Below are 15,130 nucleotides of genomic sequence, written 5' to 3'. Positions count from 1 at the left end.
TGTCGCATCGGCTTCAGCTGAGGTCGATGATGTCGAGTACGGCGAGGGTCTTCTGGCCGTAGCTGACGAAGATCATGGCGAGGGCGCCGTCAACTCGGATCTGCCGGTTCCACTCGTCGGCGTGACCGCGGGGTGCGGTGTGCCCGATGGGGTCATGGCAGGCGGCTTCGAGGGCCGTGGTGAGGGCGCGGCTGACGGCTGGCGGGAGCTGGTCGTGGAGGGGTTCGCAGCCGGGGTCGTAGATGAGCCGGAACAACGCGCTGACCTCCTACAGGTCTGCCTGAACACGGGCCGGGTGAGGTCGGCGTTTGGCAGAGTATCGGATCAGCGACGGTGCGTTACCGGGCTTTGGAGTTCAGGCGGCACCGCGGGCGCGGATACGCGCCGCTTCCTGCGTGAGCCATTCAGTGCGGTCGACCCAGTTCCCTGGGAGTTCTTCGCCGCGGCTGTCGGCTGCGGCGAGTTCCCGGCCGCGTTGTTCGGCGGCGAGGATGCGGGTGGCGCGGCCGGCCCACTTCTCGACGACGGTCACGAGGTCGTCGACGGGAGCCTTGTTGATCTCCGCGAGGCACTGCTTGGTGAGGGTGGGGTCGCCGAGCGTCTCGCAGATGCTCTCAATGGTCCACGGCGCGGCGCCCATGTTGCCCTCCCGGTGTGGATTCACCATTCGTGACGCACGATAGCGCAGTCGCGCACCGGCGAGCCGAACGCATATGCCATAGGCATGTGCCAGCTCAGAGCGTCGTAACCGTGCAGGTCGGAGCCCCGTTTCTAAGATCATGAACGAAGTGGACGAGCAACGCCTGCCGCTCCTCACCCTCGGCGAGGCACGAGCGGCGGTCGAGCTCCTGCAGCTGCTGGCCACCGGCGACGGTGAGGGTGCGTTCGCGGCGCGGCACCTGGCCGGAAACCTGGCGCGCCGGCTACCGGCCGCGGACTGAGCACGCGCAACGCCCCGCCCGGGGATGCTGGGCGGGGCTGGTCGGCGGGGACAGGCATCACGCACCCTGCACGAGCCCGAGGAGCACGTCCGCGTGGCAGGGCAGTGGGCCGCACCAGCACATCAGGTCACGTCCGGCCAGATCACGGCGGGCACGCTCCATCAACTCGGGCTGCGCGTACAACCAGTTCTCGTACAGCTCGACGGCCAAGGCGTGTGCGTCACGTCGGTCGTTGGCGGGGATCTCGGTTCGCAGACCATGCGGTACCTGGTCGCGGGCGCCGGACCAGTTCACGGCCCATCCGGTGCCAGTGCGAGTCTCGGCGACGGCCCACGGGTTGCCCCACCGGGTACCACGGCCGACATACACGGGCGGGCGTCCCTGAGAGTCGAACGGCGCCTTCCACCCGCGGCTGCGCTTCCGCTGGATACGGGCCGGCATCACGCCTCCTTGGGGTGACAGGAGCAGGCGCAGGGCGCGCCGGTGTACTTGTTATTGAGCCTGCATCGCTTGTGCAGGCGGTCGGCCCACTCGCCCGAGTCCGCGACGTCCGCGCTCTCGACGCGTGCCGCAGTGTCGCAGGCGGTGGACAGGTACGGCGGCACGTCGATCACGGCCAGGATGTGGGGCGGGAGTTGTTCGCTGGTGGAGCCGGGCGGGTTGACGTAGCCGGGCGTCGGGTTCGGGCCAGTCGCGTTTCGGTCGGTCAACGCTGCTCCTCAGGCGGTAGTGAGGTCGGTGAGGCGGTATGCCTTGACGAGCTGGTCGCGAGTCGCCCACCGTTCACTTCCGTAGGGGCGGACGGTATCGCCCTTGATGGTGACGGTGGCGAGGCGGATGCGGGTGCCATCGATCTGGGTGATAGCGACGTGGGCGCCGCCGTAGATGGATTCCCAAACCTGGCCGGCCTGGATGTTGGGTTCCATGCTGCTGCTCCTTGTGGTGTGGGCCCGCCGCGAGTCACAGGCGCTGACGTCGACTTCGGGGTGGGTGAACCGGACGGGCTTGCCGAGCTCGCGGGCGTAGGCGATCTCGGCGCGGGTGCTGTCGCCGATGTAATCGCCGACGACGAGCACCTCATCGGCGAGGCGGATCTTCGCGCGGTGCAGGTCGTCGAGGCGCGTCTTCAGCGCCTCGGCCTCGACCGGGCCGGCCCACAGCAGGTGCGGCTCCTTCATGTTGAAGCCCGGCGCGACGACGATGTTGCCGTCGACGGTCTCCTGGAGGTTGGCCTCCGTCATCTCCGCCATGAAGCGGGTGCTCCCGCAGATGGCGACGATGCGCGGCAGGTTAAGGCGCTGCTTGGCGTCAGCGAGCTTCTCCTCGGGGGTCAGCAGTTGGGGGTAGGACACGGGCGGTTCTCCTTCGGGTTAGGTGTTGTGGGATGCCTGGCGGGTTCGCACCCACCGCTGCAGGCGAGGACTTGGGTCCCTGACGGGTACCGCTCCCCCGTCGGCCGCCAGGGGCCGCGCTCGTCGCTGCAGACGGCGCAGCGCGGTAGGGCTGGCTCGGAACCCCGCGCGGTCACCGCGTCGGCTTCTCGTCGGCGCGGTCGGCGGTCTTCTGCTGCTCCTGCCAGTCGATGCGCAGGTTCCGCATCTGGTCGCAGATGCTGTCGTAGACGGCTTTGGCTTGGATGTACGCCTTCCGGGCGTCCTCGGCATCGGCTTGCAGACGGCGCTGCTTCGTCTCGTACTCCTCGCGGGTCATGGTCATGGTGTCCTAATTACCTCTCGGCAGTGCGGTTGATGGGTGCTGCGAGCCGCTCCAATGCGGCCTTCACGACGCTCATGCTGCTTCTCGGGTACGTGCGGTGAAGGTGGCGCCGGCGGCTTCCTGGAGTTCGCCGGCGAGGGCGATGGCGGTGTCGTGCCGCAGGGTGACTTCGGCGGCGTCGAGGCCGGCTACCGTCTCCAGGTCGTCGCGGGCCGCATCCACGGCGGCGGGGTGCCAGCCGGTGTCGTCGTCCGGGTCGGTGGTGCGCTGCACCATCGCGGCGAGCCGGTCCAGGGCATCGGTGACCGCGGCCTGGTCGTCGGCCCACGCACGGGCCAGCTGGTCGAGCGTCTCGGCGCGAATCTGGTCGAAGCGGAGGATGACACCGGTGCCGTAGCCGTCGAGGCGGGCGGAGAGGTCAGCGGCGCTCACCAGGCGCCGCCGTCAGCCATGCCATCGAGCTTCTTCGCGATCTCCTCGGCGCTGTAGCCCTTCCGGCTCAATTCGCGGCCAATCGCGGCGGCCTCACGCAGCACCTGACGGCGAACGTGATTCGCGATCGCCGGCCAGTAGTGGGCCAGCAACTCAGCCACCTCGTTCTGCGAGCGCGCCTCGGTGCGCGGCGCGGAGTAGACCAGCTTCGTGACCTCGGTCGGGACATCCATCGGATCCATGACGTGCTCCTTCGGGCTGATGCGGGCGGGATGGCCGCCCCGCTCCGGGGCTGGGCGGCCGGGGTAGCGGAGTTACTCGTCGACCTGGCCGACGTACCGGTAGCCGGTGCGGGTCGGGCGGAAGCGGTCCAGGCGGATGCGGGTGAGCCGAACGCCGGGCAGGTCGGCCGCGATCCGGTCTTCGGGGTTCCAGGCCACCTGCTGAACGGTGGCGTGGCTGGTGTCGATGTCGACGATGCGCAGGTACCGGTCGGGCATGCGGGGGTCGTTGTCCTGCCAGATCTGGTCGACCTGCACGGTTGGGGTGGTGGACTCGTTCATGGTGATCTCCTTCATCGGGGTCGAGGCAAAGACGGTCATCAGGTATCAGGCGGGCAGTCCGTCGCGATGGAGGATCCGCTGCGCCCGCTTGTACGCGCCGAACTGGCGGACGCTGCCGTCCTCTTGCTGCGAGTGGCGCAAGGACTGGAGAACCCCCTCGGGGTCCTCGACGGTGGCCTCTCCACTCTTCAGATGCTCGATGGCCGCGGCGATGATGCGCCGACGATCAGCCAGAACCTCGTCGCGGTCGATCACGGTGAGCTCCTTCAAGGTGGTGCAGACGGGCTGGGCACTGGAGTTGGTCTAGCCGACCTCCACGAGGCGGTGGCCGACGATCCGGTCGATGCGGAAGGTGCGGTCTTCGCCGCGCAGCCGGTCGTGGCCGCGGACGGTGATGTGGCCGGTGGAGGTGGCGGTCAGTTCGGCCGGCTCGATGACCCGGGTCGACTCGGTCCCGTCGACCTTCACGTAGGCGATCTCCACCGGGGCGGAGGCGTCGATGGCGCGGTACAGGTCGGCCAGCAGACAGAACGTGCGGGAGACGGCGGCGCGGACGAGGTGCCGGCCAGCGGCCAGAGCGGCGGCGATCGTGCGGCGGATGGTGGTGGCAGTGCGGCGCATTGGGTCCCCCTCGGACTGCGCAGGCTGAGTGCCTCGTAGGGCGCACGGTCGGGCCGTGCACCCGGGTGGCGATCAGGTCGGGTCAGGCGCTGGCGCGGAGGGCCCCCGGCGGTGGGCATTCACCGGTTCACCGCGTCCCAGATGGCGCGGCCGACGGTGCCCGGCTTCATGCTGGCCGTGGCGGTGCGCGTGGGACCGGAGGGCAGACCAAGCGGACCCCCGGACCAGTAGGTGATGAACGCCCCCGGCGTGATCTCGCCGACGACGTAGCGCTTGCCCTTAAAGGTGACGATCCGGCGGCCGTCGCTGCCCGCCTCAACCGTGGCCGGCTCGTCAACCAGGGTCATGTGCACCACGCGGTTATCCGCGTATTCGATGTGGTGCTCCGTGCGACTGGAAGACATCTTCCGCACGCTGCGCTCGCGGGACAGCCGGCCGATCGTCGCGTCGTGCACCTCGGCCATAGCCTCGGAGATGCTGACGTGAGCGGTGGTTCCGTTCTCGGTGCGCTCGTAGACCTTCATTTCCGTCTCCCCTGCGGTTGTTCGCTTGGCGATGACTCCAATGTAATCCAAGCAACTTGGCCAAGCAAGTGGCCCAAGCGAGTTGGACAAGATTCTTTGGGTTGCTCTACAGTGAGTGGGAGTCGCGCACCCCATAGCTATGGCCAAGCGGCTTGTGCAACCATGTGGGCATGACCGACTACAGCCCTAGCCCGCAGCTCACCGAAGCACTCGACGCCTTCATCAAGGCACAGGAGGCTGAAGAGGCGGCCCGCCTGCAACTCCGGGCGGCAGTCGCCGAAGACCTCAAGACCTACGACGTAACAAACGACGTCATCGCCGGCCACCTGCCGTGGTCCAGCGAGACCGTTCGCGGCATCGCCCGCGAGTACGAGGTGCCTCGCAAGCGAAAGCCCACCGTCAAGTCCATCAAGCCCAAGAAGCGCACCGCCGGAGGAGCCTCCTCTGGCTGAATCGGAGGACTCGCCGTGACCGTCAGCCAAGGCCGCACCGCCCTGTACCGCGTCTTCGACGCCGCCGGGAAGCTGCTCTACATCGGCATCAGCCAGAACCCCGACGTCCGGTTCGGGCAGCACTCCCAGAACAAGCCGTGGTGGCCCGAAGTCGTAGATCGCAAGGTCGAGTGGCATGAGAGCCGAGCCGAAGCCGCTGACGCCGAGCGGGCTGCGATCGAATCCGAGCAGCCGCACTGGAACCTCAACCATGCGGTGCGCCCAATCGGCAACCCCGAGTCGGACGACCTGTACGCCGAGCACCGGTGGAACCTTGAGGAGATGCGCGCCCTGCTTCCCACCCTGAAGGAGCAAGCCGCACAAGACCTCAAGGCCGGCGCCACCCCCGCCCAGCTCGCCAAACTCACCGGCCTTTCCGACGAGTACTTCCGCCGCATCGCCAGAGCTGTCGGCGCCGACCGCAAGCGCGCACCCACCGTCGGCCGCGAAGCCCAGAAGAAGCCCGACGCCTGACCTGTCCCGCCTGAGCCGCACGCCTTCCGGTGTGCGGCTTTTGCGTGCCGTCAGCGCGTTGCCCGTCAGCACGTTCACCGGCCACCGCACGCGGTCGTCTGCGGCTGCCGGACTTCGAGCCGCACCGGGGCGACGAGCGGGCCGAGCGCGAGGTAGGCGAACCATGCGGCGAGTAGCGCGCACAGGAGCCTCATCTCGTGCCGTCGGCGGGCTGGCCGTCCGGAGGCTCCAGGGCGGCGAGGAGTCGGTCGGCGTAGTCGGCGGCGAGGCCGCGTGGTGAGCACCAGGTGCGCATGTCGGCGGCGAGCGCCCGGACGCGGCCGAGGGCTGCCTGTTGCTGGATGACGGTTTCGCGTAGGGCGAGGATCTGCTCAAGCTGCCGGCGGATGGTGGCGTTGGGTGTCGTGGGGTCGCGGGGCGCCACGTGCCCGTCTGCGGTCCTCTCGGGTGTTCCGGCGCCCTTGGCGTCGTTCTCGCTGCGCGGGGCGCTCACGCGGCCACTGGTGGCCGTCTCGGGGGCTGTTCGTTCCTGTCGGTGGGTCACTTCGGGGTCTCCTACGGGTCTGTAGGGCCGCGTGGCGGCCGTTGGCGGTCGATGTGGGGCCTGGGAGCCCCGCGATGCTCTGCGGGGCTCTGGCGGGCACTCAGCGCTTCGCGGGGCGGATTTCGTCGGCGCTGATGAGGCCGGAGGCGAGGGCGAGGGCTACGGCGTGGGTGCGGCTGGACGCGCCGAGGCTGTACGCGGCGTACCGGATGCGGAGGTTCACAGCGGCCGCGGTACAGCCGATGCGGTGGGCGATCTGGCTGGACGTCAGGCCGTTCGCCGCGTACACCAGCGCTTCGAGCTGCGGGCCGGTCAGGGTGGCCCGTGGCGCCGTCGGGGCGGTCACAGCGGGTCTCCTTCGCGGGGGTGGCCTGCGGGTGTGCCGGCGGGGATCGGGAGCGGCGTCCACAGGCGGGTGACCACGAGCTCGTCGACGGCGCCGTCGATGCCGACTCGGGTGCGCCACACGCCGTGGACGTGGAGGCGCCGACCGGGGCGAAGCACTCCGGCGTAGGCCGAGGCGTCGCCGGTGCCGGGGTTGCGGAGCACGACCCGGTGGTAGTCCCGGCCGTCGAGCCGACCGTTCCGCCAGCGCGGGATGCTGAGGGTGAACCGAAGCTCCAGCTCCCCGTCGACGGCCCGCACGAGCTCCGGGAGGCCACCCCTGCCGGATACCTCGCCGACGAGTTGGAGCGGTCGGTGATCGATGGGCATCACGCAGCCTCCTCGGGTGGGTTGGGGTTCCAGGTGTCGGGTCCGGGCACGGTCACGGTGCGGCGAGCGAGTCGGCGGGGTGCCGGCCACTCGGAGCACGGGACGGTGGGCGGCGGGTCGTCGAACGCGAGCTGCCCGGAGCCGGCGGGGACGGGGTGCGGCAGATCCAACCGCGGTGCCATCACGGCGGGTTGGGTGCGGCGGCGACACACCGGGCCGAGACCATCCGGAGCCCGGCGGCGCATACGACGGCCGCACGCACGGCAACGGGCGGTCACGCGGCGGCCTCCAGGGCCAGGCGGGGCGCCGGAAGCCCGGCCCGTTCGTGCAGCAGCTGGATGCCGGCGACGGCCTGATGCCGCACCACACCGTTCCCGAGGGCCTTCAGCATCGCGCTGCGCGTCAGCCCCGGCGTCTCCGTGACCCAACCCTCGGGCAGGCCCATCATCCACTCGGTGAAGACCGGGCTCAGACGTCCCCGAACATCAGTTGGCCATGGGGCCCGTCGCCCAAGGATCCGCTCCCAGCGCCAGATGGCGGGGCTGTAGGGACCCCAGTCGATGTCGCAGTCTCCGGCGCGGAGTTCGAGATCTGGGACACGGCGCTCGGCAGCATCAGGTCGCCCTTCGAGCCCCGCTGATTCGGCCCGCCCTTCTCCTCGTCCGACGCTCGCGGCGTCGGCAGGAGCCGGGTCGCGTCGGTCAGCGTCATCCCGTATCCGTCGCCGTAGGGCGTCCCGTCCGGCCGAAAGTTCGCCGTGTCCCTGGAGTCCGCCACCGTCGGCGTCGGCAGCAGGTTCACGATCACCTCGTTCAGCGGCCTGGCGTTCCGGTCCATCAGGTTCGACTCGCCGGACTTCCAGTCCCGTGCTGTCGGCGTGGACAGCAGCGAGATCGCCGTTCGCAGATCCGGCCCGCCCGTCCCGTGCACTCCGGCCCCGTTCGTGTCCGAAGTGCGGGGCGTCGGCAGCAGCTTCACCGCGATGCCCAGCGGCGTGCCCTGCCCGTTCCCGTTGATCCCCTTCGCGAGATTCCGTCGCCGCCTGGCTTCCCAGGACTCCAGCGACTCCCCGTCGTTCGGGTTGCCCGCCGTCGGCGTCGGCAGCAGCCGGCCAGGCGATGACGAAGACACGCTTGCGGGGGTGGGGAGCGCCGACCTCCGACGCTGCGACGACACACCATTCCGCATCGAACCCGAGGCGGGCCAGGTCCCCAAGAACGGCTCCGCATGCCCGCAGTGGAGGTTCAACAGATCCGTCTCCCACACACTGCGGGCAGGGTTCCATGTCGCCGGCAGCTTTCGCTGAGAGGAGGCCCTGGACATTCTCGATCACCACCAGTTGGGGTCGGAGGACGTGGATAGCGCGAGCCATGTGGGTCCACAGGCCCGATCGGGTGTCGGGGGTGAGGCCGGCACGGCGACCGGCGGTGGAGACGTCAGTGCAGGGGAAGCCACCGGTGAGGATGTCGACGGGCTCCACCTCGGCCCAGTCGATGGCGGTGACGTCACCCAGGTTCGGCACTGTCGGCCAGTGCCTGGCGAGGATCTTGGCGGCGTACTGGTTGGTGTCCTCGCGGCCGTCCTTGTCCGGCGGCTCGTACTGCGAGTGCCACACCACCTCGCCGCCGAACACGTCCATCACGGCCAGGTCGAGGGCGCCTGTTCCGGTGAACAGGGAGCCGATACGGGGGCCGCTCATGCCGTGCTCCGCTCGTCGCTCGTGATCGGCACAGCGATCACGGTGGGGTCGTCGGCGATAACGGTCACGGGCCGACGGTGGACCGTGGCCACGAAACCGGCCGGGGTGTCGCACGCTGCGGCCACCGCGACGTAGGCCGCCCGGGACATACGCCGGATCGAGCCGGTGTACCGCTGCCAGCAGGCGCTGCACGGCACGTGACTGGTCACCACCCCGTCGCCGGCCAGCGCGCGGCGGCCCGTCGACGGGTCAGCGGCCCGGGCGACCCACACCGGGGTGCCGATGGGCAGGATCTGGGTCATGCGGCGCTCCTGGTCGGTACGGCGTAGAGGTGGCGGCGAGGCTGCGGCTTGCGCTTCCCGCCGACGGCTTCTTCCAGGGCGCGCCGGTTGGCGGCGGCCTGGATCGCGGAGACGCCGCTGACACGTCGCTGCTCCCCTGTGGTCCGGCGCTGCTGGGGCGCGTCGCCGAAGGTGCCGGTCGGCAGTTCCTCGGCGAGCAGCCGCTCCATCGGGGTCATGCCGCGGTCTCCTGGGCCTCGATGTGTCGGCGGGGGTGGGTGTCGCCGTTCCGCAGCGGCCAGCCGTTTTCGTGGCACGGGACGCCAGGCTCGACCTGGCAGGCGGGGCAGCAGGCCACGATCTGCACCCAGTTGGAGACGCGCTGCGGGTGGGGCTGGGGCATGAGGCGGCGCTTGCTCGGTGTGGTGCAGGGCTGGTGCTCGTGGGCGCCGCAGTGGGGGCAGGGCACGGCGCGGGCGGGGTGCTGGGCGGCGCGGAGGGTGTGGCGGATGCTGTCGGGCATGCGGGTCATGTCTGGCTCCTGGTGTCGGGGTTGCGGCGGCAGGCGGGGCATTCGCAGGGCGGGCCGACGGTGCGGGGGTTGGCGCCGGCTTCGGACCACTCGCGGTACTCGGTGAGGGCACGGGCGCACTCGGCAGCATCGGGCGGGTTGGACGGTGGGGCGGGTGGCCTGGTGCCAGGAGGCCACGCTCCCGGCCGGCGGCCGGGCACAGCCGGTGCGGACCGCGGTGTGGTAGCGGCCTGGCGGCGGCTCTTGCCCTCTGCGATCTGGCCTCGCAGGAACGACCGCAGGTCGCCTTGTTTGCGCATTTCGGTGATGTCTTCGGGGTCGAAGTCGGTCACGACGCCTCGCTCTCGGGCTCGACGATCCCGGCGTCGGGGATGTCCTCTTCGGCTTGCATGCGGGCCAGTGCCCGTCGGGATGCCTCGCGGCGGCGCTCTTCCTCGGCGGCCCGCTGTTCGGGGGTGACATCGGGCTGGCCGGAGGCTGCGCGGATCCGGGCGGTGTGCGGCTGGGAGCGGGGCTTACCGAGGGGTTGCTTGCTGCTGCCGCCAGGTGTCTTGCACGGTCGGCCTATTTCGGCGCTGCACGCCGGGCACTGGACGCCGAGCGGGCCCGCGCGGCGCACCGTGTCGAGGAGCGACTCCTCGTCGGAGTCCGGAACCGCCCGGCCGACACCGGCCAGCTCCTTCGCTACGTCCCGGTGCGGGCCGCCGGTGAGCGCGAGCCGTCCAGACGGCGGGGTAACGCGGCCGGAGGCGATGGCTTGCACCTGACCGCGGTAGCGGGCTAGGTACTCGGCAGTGGTCTCGTTGGCGATCGGCTCGTACTGGAAGTTCTCCAGCCGCTGCGAGCGGATCTTGCTGCGGAGGGTGCGGACGTTGTGCGGGAGGATCCACAGCTTCTGGTCGGGGTCCTTGGGTGGGGTGCTGTAGTACGCCGCGACAGCGGCTTTGGCGTCGTTGTCGAGAGGCACGTCGTGGAGGGCGGAGGCCCAAGCGATGGCGGCGGCCTTGGAGGGCTTGCGGTTGTCGAAGGCGGCGCAGTGGCCGAGTAGTTCGGCGGCTTCGTACTCGTTCATGCGGAGTCCTCGGATCGGGGATCGGCGGCGAGGGCGGCCCAGCCGGCGACCGTCGCATCGGTGCCGGTGAGGGTTTGGCCGGTCGGGAGTTGCAGGACGTTTGAGGGCTGGCGCTGTGCGCGCTCGACAGCCCACTTGTGTGCGCGGCGGATCCACTTCTGCCACTCGTCGTTCCAGTTGCTGCGGCGCTGGGCGTTGGCGCGGAAGTGGCTAATGAACTGGGCGGTCTCGTAGTCGAGGTCTACGAGGGGGGCGTAGCCGTCACGGTTGGCCCAGCGGCGTAGTCCGTCGTTGAGTGCGAATCCGCCGTCCATGTCGATGGGGGCGTCGCCGTGAGGCGGCGTGGCGGTCGCAGGCGCGTGTGCGAGGTTGTAGGTACTACCGCAACCACCCCCCTCTTCTACGGGGCTGGGGATAGGGGCAGGGGCAGGGGCAGGGGCAGGGGCCGCGCGCATGTGCGTGCCCGCGCGCCCGCGCGTAGAGCCTTTCGGACCCCCTTCGTCAGGGGGGTCGGAGGGGGTTCCCGAGGGGGTATCGGAGGGGGTTCGGGAACCCCCTCGGGTGGGGTCGGGTTCGGGGGTGCCGAACGCCTTCCGGAGGGTCTCGATGTGGTCAGCGATCTGCTGGCGGATCGAGGGCCCTTCGGTGCTGTTACGGAGCTTCGCTGGCTCGTCGTTGAGCTCGCCCAGCGGGATGCGGTCCATTTCCGCCAGGAGCGCCCTCTGGAGCCGCTTGGAGGAGATCTCCAGCGCCCCGGAGACCATGGCGCCCATGACTTTCGGCATGCGCCACACGCCGTCGTTGCGGACGAACGAGCGGATGAGGAGCTCCTCGGTATCGTCGTCCACGACCACGAAGCGCGCCTCGTCCAGCGCAGTGATGCGCTTCTCCAGCTCGGCGACGGTCAGGCCGCGGGCCTTGCGGGACCAGCGGCGCAGGGTGAGGTCGAGCAGGCCGGCGTGGTTGAGGTTGGGCTGCGAGATCAGGAACAGGTACATGCGCTGATCGCGCTCGTCGAGGTTGAGGAAGTCCTCGTCCTCCCAGATGGAAGTGAGGATGCGACCGTGTCCGCGTGCCATGGGTCTTCCTTCGGGCGGGGGTAGTCGGGGCTGGGCGGCTACTGCTGTTGGCGTCGGTCCGGCGCGTGGAGCGTTGGTGTGTCTAGGCGGCGGCGGCCTGCTGGCGTCGCTTGGCGATGGCGTGGCGCTCGCGCGGGGTGGTGCCTCCGCGGATACCGCCTCGCATCTGCGGCGGGAGTCCCTGCTCCTCGGCGAGGGCTTCCTCCAGGCAGGTGGCCTTGACGGGGCACACCTCGCAGGTGGACTTCGGTTCCCTGACGGTGGCGGCGTTGCAGACGTCGGGGGCGAAGATTTCGGGGTCGATCTGGGCGCAGAGTGCCTCGGTCCGCCAGTCGGTGTTCACGCGGCGGCCTCCAGTTGCTTCTTATAGCGGCGGATGGCCTGAGCGAGGGTGACCTCTCGGACGCCGAGGCGTTGGGCGGCGAACTCGGCGGTGTAGCCCTGAATTTCGACGAGTTCGATGCCGTCGTGGCCAAGGATCTCTGTGCGGCTGTCGCGGGCGTTCGGGTCGAAGGTGGGGTCGTCGATGCGGTCGACGTCATCCCAGTAGTCGACGTCTTGCCAGCCGCGAGCAGAGGCGACGTTGCGAGCGCGGGTGGAGGTGCCGTCCATGTGGTGGAGCTGCCGGTAGGCGTCTTCGATCTTGTCTGCGAGCATTTGACGCATGCGCTGTTGGCCGGCTGCGAGGAGGGCGATCCGCGTCTGGGTGGTGCCGGCGGCGCCGGCGATGGTGTGCTGGGCGTGCCCGCGGGCCATGAGGGCACGGACACGTCGGACGGATCCGGTTGCGTCGATGTAGAAGCCGCCGTCGCGGTTGGTGGCCGCCACCACTGACATGATCTTGTTGTGGGTAACGCGGTTGATTCGCGTCACGCGCCCCGCGGCGATGTCTCGGAGGTAGCAGGCAGAACAGCCGCTCGCCTTGGAGATCCGGTCCCAGCTCATGGTCTGGCGAAGAAGGGCGATGTGGGCACGGGCTCCGTCAGGGGCCAGTCGGTTAGGGATGCCGTGGTGGCGGTTGAGTTCTCGGCGCTTCTTGTTGCGGTAGCGATCGAGGTCGGTGACGGTCAAGATCGTGACTCCTTTCGGGCGTTGCGGCGGCTGGCGGCGGGTGCGCGGTAGAGGGCTTCGTAGGCGGCGAGTTGCGGGTCGAGGGGTTCTCGGCAGCGGAGGAGTGCGGCGAGCCGGCGGAGGCGGTTCACGCGGCGGCCTGCCGGGGCCGGCGAGCTTGGGCTATGAGCAAGCCCTTGAGGGACAGTCGCCAAACGGAGATGCGGTGGCCGTGGGTGGGGCCGCTGGTGGAGGGCACCATCAGGCCGGTGTGCTCGATCAGCCCGGCGGTGCGCAGCGAGTTGATGGCGGCGCCGAGGTAGCCGTGGGACAGCTCGGGCAGGACGTCGCGGAGGTCGTTGGCGGACCACTCGTCGCAGGCCAGCCCGAAGTGCCAGATGGCCTGCTCGACGAGGAACCTGTCCCAGTCGTCGGTGCGGGCGACGATGGTGTCGAGGGTGGTGTTCTTGTCGGCGGCGGCGAGGCGTTCGGCCGGGGTGAGGCGGCGGGTCATCGCGCACCGCCCTCGGCCTGCTCAGTCGCTCGGGCGATGCCTTCACAGGTGGCCTTGTCGGCTTCCTGGCGGGCGAGGATGCGGGCGTTGTTGCGCGAGGCGCGGATGAAGAAGGCGGTGGCGGCTTCCTCGTCGGCGCCCATCGGAGCGTTCTCCTCCCGCAGGCGCTCCTTTCCCCAGCAGCCCGAGCAGAGCAGGGGCTGCTGCTGGCGGTCGCACCATTCGCACGTGACGGGCAGTACGTGAACGTTGTGGTCAGGCTCGTAGAGGAACAGGGGCCGGGTCTGCTTGCAGTGGTCGCATCGGGCTTCGACGGGATGGTTCATCGCGGTCTCCTGGCGGGTGTGTTCTGCTGGAGGGGTGGGCCGCCGCCGTTTCGGTCGGCGGCGGCTCGGGGTGCCCTACGGGGCGGTTTCGAGGCAGTCGCAGTCGCCGACGGCCTGCGCCGTGCAGACGTGCTCGCCGAGCGGGGTGCGGGTGTCGGCGTGCAGGCGGTAGGCGTCGAGCAGGTCGTCGAGGTTGTGCCAGGCAGGGGTTCGGCCGAACCGGTCGCGTTGCACGTCACGCTGGGCCTTCAGCCACTGCTCGACAGCGTCACCGCGGCGAGGTTGGTGCGGCTGATACGGGACGAGCGGCCAGGAGCCGTCGATGACGACGGTCGGATCGATACGACGCTTGTACTCCTGGAAGGAAGCGGCCTGTTCGGCGGCCCACTGGATCTGCCAGGCGTGCAGTTGGTCTGCCCGGACCTGTAGCTGCGGGTACTTCTCAGCGATGGCGACAGCGACCTCGACGGCGGCGCGGGCATCGGCATCAGCGGTGTGCGCGTCCGTCAGCTCGACGCCGTAGTGGGCAGCGAGAGCCTCCAACTTGCGGGAACCCCTGCGGTACTTGTCGGCCTGCTTGTCGAGGACGAACGGGTCAATGACCGGGCCGACCGGTTGGCAGAGGCGCTGCTCCAGCGACGGCAGCCCGTGGCGCCGGCATTCGCGGTCGAGGATCGTGAAATCGAAACGCGCATTCATCGCGACGACGGGCACGCCCATCTCCAGCGCCGCGGTGAGCGCGCGGGCGATCTCCTCGACGACCTCGGCGGCCGGGCGCCCGAGGGTGCGGGCGTGCTCGCTGGTCACTCCGTGAACGGCGGTGGCTTCGGCGGGGATATCGACGCCGGGGTCGGCGAGCCACAGGTGGGAGTGGTCGGGCAGTCCGTCCAGGTCGGCGGCGCGCGGCGTGAAGTCGATGACGGCGGCGGTGACGATGCGGGCGGTCTCTACTTCGACGCCGGTGGTTTCCAGGTCGAATGCTCGGAGTGACTGGGTGTGCCAGCTGGTCATGACGCCTCCTTCGCGGGGCCCGCGATCTGGGGAAGATTGAGGTGGCCGAGTTCGCCGTTGCGCCAGGCGGCGGCGATGCGGTCGCGGCCGTCTTTGGTGGGGCGGACGGAGTGAGTGAGGGAGCGGGTCGCGCGGATCTCGACGCCGTCGACGTCCTCGACGACGCCGGTCTCCTTGTCGGCGACGGTGGCGGCGCCGGCGGCGGTCATCTCGGCTAGGAGCGCGGTGGTGTACGCCGGGCGTACCTCGGTGACGAGCCGGGTGGTGACGTTGTGGGGGCTGTTCTTGCGCACCCAGGCGAGGAAGGCGTCCGGGTCGGTGACGACGGCGGCCGGCTTGGCGTCGGAGCGCGAGATGGTGGCGACCTTGGTGCCGTCGGGCAGGGCAGCGTCGATGCGGGAGGCGCCCGTTTCGACGAGGGCTTCCTGCATGGCGGCCTTCACCTCCTTGAGGCGGTCGGTGACGGCGTCGGCGAGGCTCTTTAGGGCGGCCTCTTCGAGTGCGAGGGCTTGCAGGTCCATGCGGTGTGGTCTCCTGGTTGGGTCG

At 69.9% G+C, this 15,130-nt stretch carries 30 protein-coding genes and 1 pseudogene; 3 read left to right on the top strand and 28 right to left on the bottom strand.

Going from position 1 to position 15,130, the window contains the following annotated elements; translation table 11 throughout:
* Window positions 1-13: 13 nt before the first annotated feature.
* Together ACRAS8_RS32345 and ACRAS8_RS32340 are read right to left on the bottom strand one after the other, a co-directional pair.
* Entirely contained in the window at window positions 14-256 is a 243-nt protein-coding gene (locus tag ACRAS8_RS32345) for a hypothetical protein (protein ID WP_438489533.1), read from the bottom strand.
* A gap of 99 nt (window positions 257-355) precedes the next feature.
* Window positions 356-667 (bottom strand): hypothetical protein, encoded by a 312-nt coding sequence (locus ACRAS8_RS32340; protein ID WP_438489532.1) that lies wholly within the window; start codon window positions 665-667, stop codon window positions 356-358.
* A gap of 112 nt (window positions 668-779) precedes the next feature.
* On the opposite strand from ACRAS8_RS32340, the gene ACRAS8_RS32335 reads away from it, so the two are divergent.
* Window positions 780-941 carry a hypothetical protein gene (locus ACRAS8_RS32335; protein WP_438489531.1) on the top strand — a complete coding sequence of 54 codons (162 nt, stop codon included), beginning with the start codon at window positions 780-782 and terminating at the stop codon, window positions 939-941.
* Window positions 942-998: 57 nt separating this feature from the next.
* On the opposite strand, the gene ACRAS8_RS32330 is transcribed toward ACRAS8_RS32335, so the two are convergent.
* From ACRAS8_RS32330 to ACRAS8_RS32285, 10 genes and pseudogenes are all read right to left on the bottom strand, one after another.
* Entirely contained in the window at window positions 999-1,382 is a 384-nt protein-coding gene (locus ACRAS8_RS32330; protein WP_438489530.1) for a DUF4326 domain-containing protein, read from the bottom strand.
* A complete protein-coding gene (locus ACRAS8_RS32325; RefSeq protein WP_438489529.1) occupies window positions 1,382-1,651 on the bottom strand; it encodes a hypothetical protein in 270 nt (89 codons plus the stop codon). The genes ACRAS8_RS32330 and ACRAS8_RS32325 overlap by 1 nt, the downstream gene beginning before the upstream one ends.
* 255 nt (window positions 1,652-1,906) lie before the next feature.
* Window positions 1,907-2,293 (bottom strand): annotated as a pseudogene (locus ACRAS8_RS32320) (hypothetical protein); the annotation flags it as partial.
* Window positions 2,294-2,465: 172 nt separating this feature from the next.
* The gene (locus ACRAS8_RS32315; RefSeq protein ID WP_438489528.1) at window positions 2,466-2,657 is read right to left on the bottom strand and encodes a hypothetical protein; all 192 of its coding nucleotides are present in this window, start codon (window positions 2,655-2,657) and stop codon (window positions 2,466-2,468) included.
* Window positions 2,658-2,729: 72 nt separating this feature from the next.
* Window positions 2,730-3,089: a hypothetical protein gene (locus ACRAS8_RS32310; RefSeq protein ID WP_438489527.1), complete on the bottom strand. Its 360-nt coding sequence runs from the start codon at window positions 3,087-3,089 to the stop codon at window positions 2,730-2,732.
* Complete coding sequence (locus tag ACRAS8_RS32305; protein ID WP_438489526.1) at window positions 3,086-3,331, bottom strand: hypothetical protein; 246 nt, start codon at window positions 3,329-3,331, stop codon at window positions 3,086-3,088. The genes ACRAS8_RS32310 and ACRAS8_RS32305 overlap by 4 nt, the downstream gene beginning before the upstream one ends.
* Before the next feature lie 72 nt (window positions 3,332-3,403).
* Window positions 3,404-3,652, bottom strand: a complete 249-nt coding sequence (locus tag ACRAS8_RS32300) for a hypothetical protein (RefSeq protein ID WP_438489525.1) — start codon at window positions 3,650-3,652, stop codon at window positions 3,404-3,406.
* Between the two features lie 45 nt (window positions 3,653-3,697).
* Window positions 3,698-3,907, bottom strand: coding sequence for a hypothetical protein (locus ACRAS8_RS32295; RefSeq protein ID WP_438489524.1), 210 nt, complete (start codon window positions 3,905-3,907; stop codon window positions 3,698-3,700).
* A 48-nt stretch (window positions 3,908-3,955) separates the two neighbouring features.
* The gene (locus ACRAS8_RS32290) at window positions 3,956-4,273 is read right to left on the bottom strand and encodes a WYL domain-containing protein (RefSeq protein ID WP_438489523.1); all 318 of its coding nucleotides are present in this window, start codon (window positions 4,271-4,273) and stop codon (window positions 3,956-3,958) included.
* A 119-nt stretch (window positions 4,274-4,392) separates the two neighbouring features.
* Window positions 4,393-4,797: a hypothetical protein gene (locus ACRAS8_RS32285; RefSeq protein ID WP_438489522.1), complete on the bottom strand. Its 405-nt coding sequence runs from the start codon at window positions 4,795-4,797 to the stop codon at window positions 4,393-4,395.
* Window positions 4,798-4,967: 170 nt separating this feature from the next.
* Here ACRAS8_RS32285 and ACRAS8_RS32280 point away from each other — a divergent pair, with 170 nt between their 5' ends.
* Window positions 4,968-5,249, top strand: coding sequence for a hypothetical protein (locus ACRAS8_RS32280; RefSeq protein WP_438489521.1), 282 nt, complete (start codon window positions 4,968-4,970; stop codon window positions 5,247-5,249).
* 15 nt (window positions 5,250-5,264) lie between these two features.
* The gene (locus tag ACRAS8_RS32275) at window positions 5,265-5,762 is read left to right on the top strand and encodes a GIY-YIG nuclease family protein (protein WP_438489520.1); all 498 of its coding nucleotides are present in this window, start codon (window positions 5,265-5,267) and stop codon (window positions 5,760-5,762) included.
* A 190-nt stretch (window positions 5,763-5,952) separates the two neighbouring features.
* On the opposite strand, the gene ACRAS8_RS32270 is transcribed toward ACRAS8_RS32275, so the two are convergent.
* The 16 genes from ACRAS8_RS32270 to ACRAS8_RS32195 form a co-directional block, all read right to left on the bottom strand.
* Window positions 5,953-6,255 carry a hypothetical protein gene (locus tag ACRAS8_RS32270; RefSeq protein ID WP_438489519.1) on the bottom strand — a complete coding sequence of 101 codons (303 nt, stop codon included), beginning with the start codon at window positions 6,253-6,255 and terminating at the stop codon, window positions 5,953-5,955.
* Window positions 6,256-6,406: 151 nt separating this feature from the next.
* A complete protein-coding gene (locus tag ACRAS8_RS32265) occupies window positions 6,407-6,652 on the bottom strand; it encodes a LuxR C-terminal-related transcriptional regulator (RefSeq protein WP_438489518.1) in 246 nt (81 codons plus the stop codon).
* Window positions 6,649-7,020 (bottom strand): hypothetical protein, encoded by a 372-nt coding sequence (locus tag ACRAS8_RS32260; protein ID WP_438489517.1) that lies wholly within the window; start codon window positions 7,018-7,020, stop codon window positions 6,649-6,651. The genes ACRAS8_RS32265 and ACRAS8_RS32260 overlap by 4 nt, the downstream gene beginning before the upstream one ends.
* Window positions 7,020-7,202 carry a hypothetical protein gene (locus ACRAS8_RS32255; protein WP_438489516.1) on the bottom strand — a complete coding sequence of 61 codons (183 nt, stop codon included), beginning with the start codon at window positions 7,200-7,202 and terminating at the stop codon, window positions 7,020-7,022. The genes ACRAS8_RS32260 and ACRAS8_RS32255 overlap by 1 nt, the downstream gene beginning before the upstream one ends.
* Window positions 7,203-7,294: 92 nt before the next feature.
* Window positions 7,295-8,719: a DNA cytosine methyltransferase gene (locus tag ACRAS8_RS32250; protein ID WP_438489515.1), complete on the bottom strand. Its 1,425-nt coding sequence runs from the start codon at window positions 8,717-8,719 to the stop codon at window positions 7,295-7,297.
* Complete coding sequence (locus tag ACRAS8_RS32245) at window positions 8,716-9,021, bottom strand: hypothetical protein (protein ID WP_438489514.1); 306 nt, start codon at window positions 9,019-9,021, stop codon at window positions 8,716-8,718. The genes ACRAS8_RS32250 and ACRAS8_RS32245 overlap by 4 nt, the downstream gene beginning before the upstream one ends.
* Window positions 9,018-9,239: a hypothetical protein gene (locus ACRAS8_RS32240; protein WP_438489513.1), complete on the bottom strand. Its 222-nt coding sequence runs from the start codon at window positions 9,237-9,239 to the stop codon at window positions 9,018-9,020. The genes ACRAS8_RS32245 and ACRAS8_RS32240 overlap by 4 nt, the downstream gene beginning before the upstream one ends.
* On the bottom strand, window positions 9,236-9,532 hold the full coding sequence (locus ACRAS8_RS32235) for a zinc finger domain-containing protein (RefSeq protein ID WP_438489512.1): 297 nt from the start codon (window positions 9,530-9,532) through the stop codon (window positions 9,236-9,238). The genes ACRAS8_RS32240 and ACRAS8_RS32235 overlap by 4 nt, the downstream gene beginning before the upstream one ends.
* Window positions 9,533-9,860: 328 nt before the next feature.
* Complete coding sequence (locus tag ACRAS8_RS32230) at window positions 9,861-10,604, bottom strand: zinc finger domain-containing protein (RefSeq protein WP_438489511.1); 744 nt, start codon at window positions 10,602-10,604, stop codon at window positions 9,861-9,863.
* A complete protein-coding gene (locus ACRAS8_RS32225; RefSeq protein WP_438489510.1) occupies window positions 10,601-11,683 on the bottom strand; it encodes a hypothetical protein in 1,083 nt (360 codons plus the stop codon). The genes ACRAS8_RS32230 and ACRAS8_RS32225 overlap by 4 nt, the downstream gene beginning before the upstream one ends.
* Window positions 11,684-11,765: 82 nt before the next feature.
* On the bottom strand, window positions 11,766-12,026 hold the full coding sequence (locus ACRAS8_RS32220; protein WP_438489509.1) for a WhiB family transcriptional regulator: 261 nt from the start codon (window positions 12,024-12,026) through the stop codon (window positions 11,766-11,768).
* Window positions 12,023-12,754 carry a hypothetical protein gene (locus tag ACRAS8_RS32215; protein ID WP_438489508.1) on the bottom strand — a complete coding sequence of 244 codons (732 nt, stop codon included), beginning with the start codon at window positions 12,752-12,754 and terminating at the stop codon, window positions 12,023-12,025. The genes ACRAS8_RS32220 and ACRAS8_RS32215 overlap by 4 nt, the downstream gene beginning before the upstream one ends.
* A 127-nt stretch (window positions 12,755-12,881) precedes the next feature.
* A complete protein-coding gene (locus tag ACRAS8_RS32210) occupies window positions 12,882-13,247 on the bottom strand; it encodes a hypothetical protein (RefSeq protein ID WP_438489507.1) in 366 nt (121 codons plus the stop codon).
* Window positions 13,244-13,573 (bottom strand): hypothetical protein, encoded by a 330-nt coding sequence (locus ACRAS8_RS32205; RefSeq protein WP_438489506.1) that lies wholly within the window; start codon window positions 13,571-13,573, stop codon window positions 13,244-13,246. The genes ACRAS8_RS32210 and ACRAS8_RS32205 overlap by 4 nt, the downstream gene beginning before the upstream one ends.
* A 75-nt stretch (window positions 13,574-13,648) precedes the next feature.
* Window positions 13,649-14,584 (bottom strand): exonuclease domain-containing protein, encoded by a 936-nt coding sequence (locus ACRAS8_RS32200; protein WP_438489505.1) that lies wholly within the window; start codon window positions 14,582-14,584, stop codon window positions 13,649-13,651.
* A complete protein-coding gene (locus ACRAS8_RS32195) occupies window positions 14,581-15,105 on the bottom strand; it encodes a hypothetical protein (RefSeq protein ID WP_438489504.1) in 525 nt (174 codons plus the stop codon). Before ACRAS8_RS32195 ends, ACRAS8_RS32200 begins: the two co-directional genes overlap by 4 nt.
* Between the last annotated feature and the right edge of the window lie 25 nt (window positions 15,106-15,130).

It is taken from the genome of Streptomyces sp. S186, from assembly GCF_051603415.1.
GTDB lineage: Bacteria > Actinomycetota > Actinomycetes > Streptomycetales > Streptomycetaceae > Streptomyces.
The sequence above is the reverse complement of the archived record's forward strand: the minus strand, read 5'-3'. Positions and strand labels throughout refer to the sequence as shown.

Coding starts and splice junctions, on each gene's coding strand:
- ACRAS8_RS32210 (WP_438489507.1), bottom strand. CDS start 13,247: ATGACCCGCCGCCTCACCCCGGCCGAACGCCTCGCCGCCGCCGACAAG.
- ACRAS8_RS32290 (WP_438489523.1), bottom strand. CDS start 4,273: ATGCGCCGCACTGCCACCACCATCCGCCGCACGATCGCCGCCGCTCTG.
- ACRAS8_RS32335 (WP_438489531.1), top strand. CDS start 780: ATGAACGAAGTGGACGAGCAACGCCTGCCGCTCCTCACCCTCGGCGAG.
- ACRAS8_RS32195 (WP_438489504.1), bottom strand. CDS start 15,105: ATGGACCTGCAAGCCCTCGCACTCGAAGAGGCCGCCCTAAAGAGCCTC.
- ACRAS8_RS32255 (WP_438489516.1), bottom strand. CDS start 7,202: ATGGCACCGCGGTTGGATCTGCCGCACCCCGTCCCCGCCGGCTCCGGG.
- ACRAS8_RS32300 (WP_438489525.1), bottom strand. CDS start 3,652: ATGAACGAGTCCACCACCCCAACCGTGCAGGTCGACCAGATCTGGCAG.
- ACRAS8_RS32330 (WP_438489530.1), bottom strand. CDS start 1,382: ATGCCGGCCCGTATCCAGCGGAAGCGCAGCCGCGGGTGGAAGGCGCCG.
- ACRAS8_RS32230 (WP_438489511.1), bottom strand. CDS start 10,604: ATGAACGAGTACGAAGCCGCCGAACTACTCGGCCACTGCGCCGCCTTC.
- ACRAS8_RS32260 (WP_438489517.1), bottom strand. CDS start 7,020: ATGCCCATCGATCACCGACCGCTCCAACTCGTCGGCGAGGTATCCGGC.
- ACRAS8_RS32285 (WP_438489522.1), bottom strand. CDS start 4,797: ATGAAGGTCTACGAGCGCACCGAGAACGGAACCACCGCTCACGTCAGC.
- ACRAS8_RS32240 (WP_438489513.1), bottom strand. CDS start 9,239: ATGACCCCGATGGAGCGGCTGCTCGCCGAGGAACTGCCGACCGGCACC.
- ACRAS8_RS32280 (WP_438489521.1), top strand. CDS start 4,968: ATGACCGACTACAGCCCTAGCCCGCAGCTCACCGAAGCACTCGACGCC.
- ACRAS8_RS32245 (WP_438489514.1), bottom strand. CDS start 9,021: ATGACCCAGATCCTGCCCATCGGCACCCCGGTGTGGGTCGCCCGGGCC.
- ACRAS8_RS32315 (WP_438489528.1), bottom strand. CDS start 2,657: ATGACCATGACCCGCGAGGAGTACGAGACGAAGCAGCGCCGTCTGCAA.
- ACRAS8_RS32200 (WP_438489505.1), bottom strand. CDS start 14,584: ATGACCAGCTGGCACACCCAGTCACTCCGAGCATTCGACCTGGAAACC.
- ACRAS8_RS32205 (WP_438489506.1), bottom strand. CDS start 13,573: ATGAACCATCCCGTCGAAGCCCGATGCGACCACTGCAAGCAGACCCGG.
- ACRAS8_RS32250 (WP_438489515.1), bottom strand. CDS start 8,719: ATGAGCGGCCCCCGTATCGGCTCCCTGTTCACCGGAACAGGCGCCCTC.
- ACRAS8_RS32235 (WP_438489512.1), bottom strand. CDS start 9,532: ATGACCCGCATGCCCGACAGCATCCGCCACACCCTCCGCGCCGCCCAG.
- ACRAS8_RS32225 (WP_438489510.1), bottom strand. CDS start 11,683: ATGGCACGCGGACACGGTCGCATCCTCACTTCCATCTGGGAGGACGAG.
- ACRAS8_RS32340 (WP_438489532.1), bottom strand. CDS start 667: ATGGTGAATCCACACCGGGAGGGCAACATGGGCGCCGCGCCGTGGACC.
- ACRAS8_RS32305 (WP_438489526.1), bottom strand. CDS start 3,331: ATGGATCCGATGGATGTCCCGACCGAGGTCACGAAGCTGGTCTACTCC.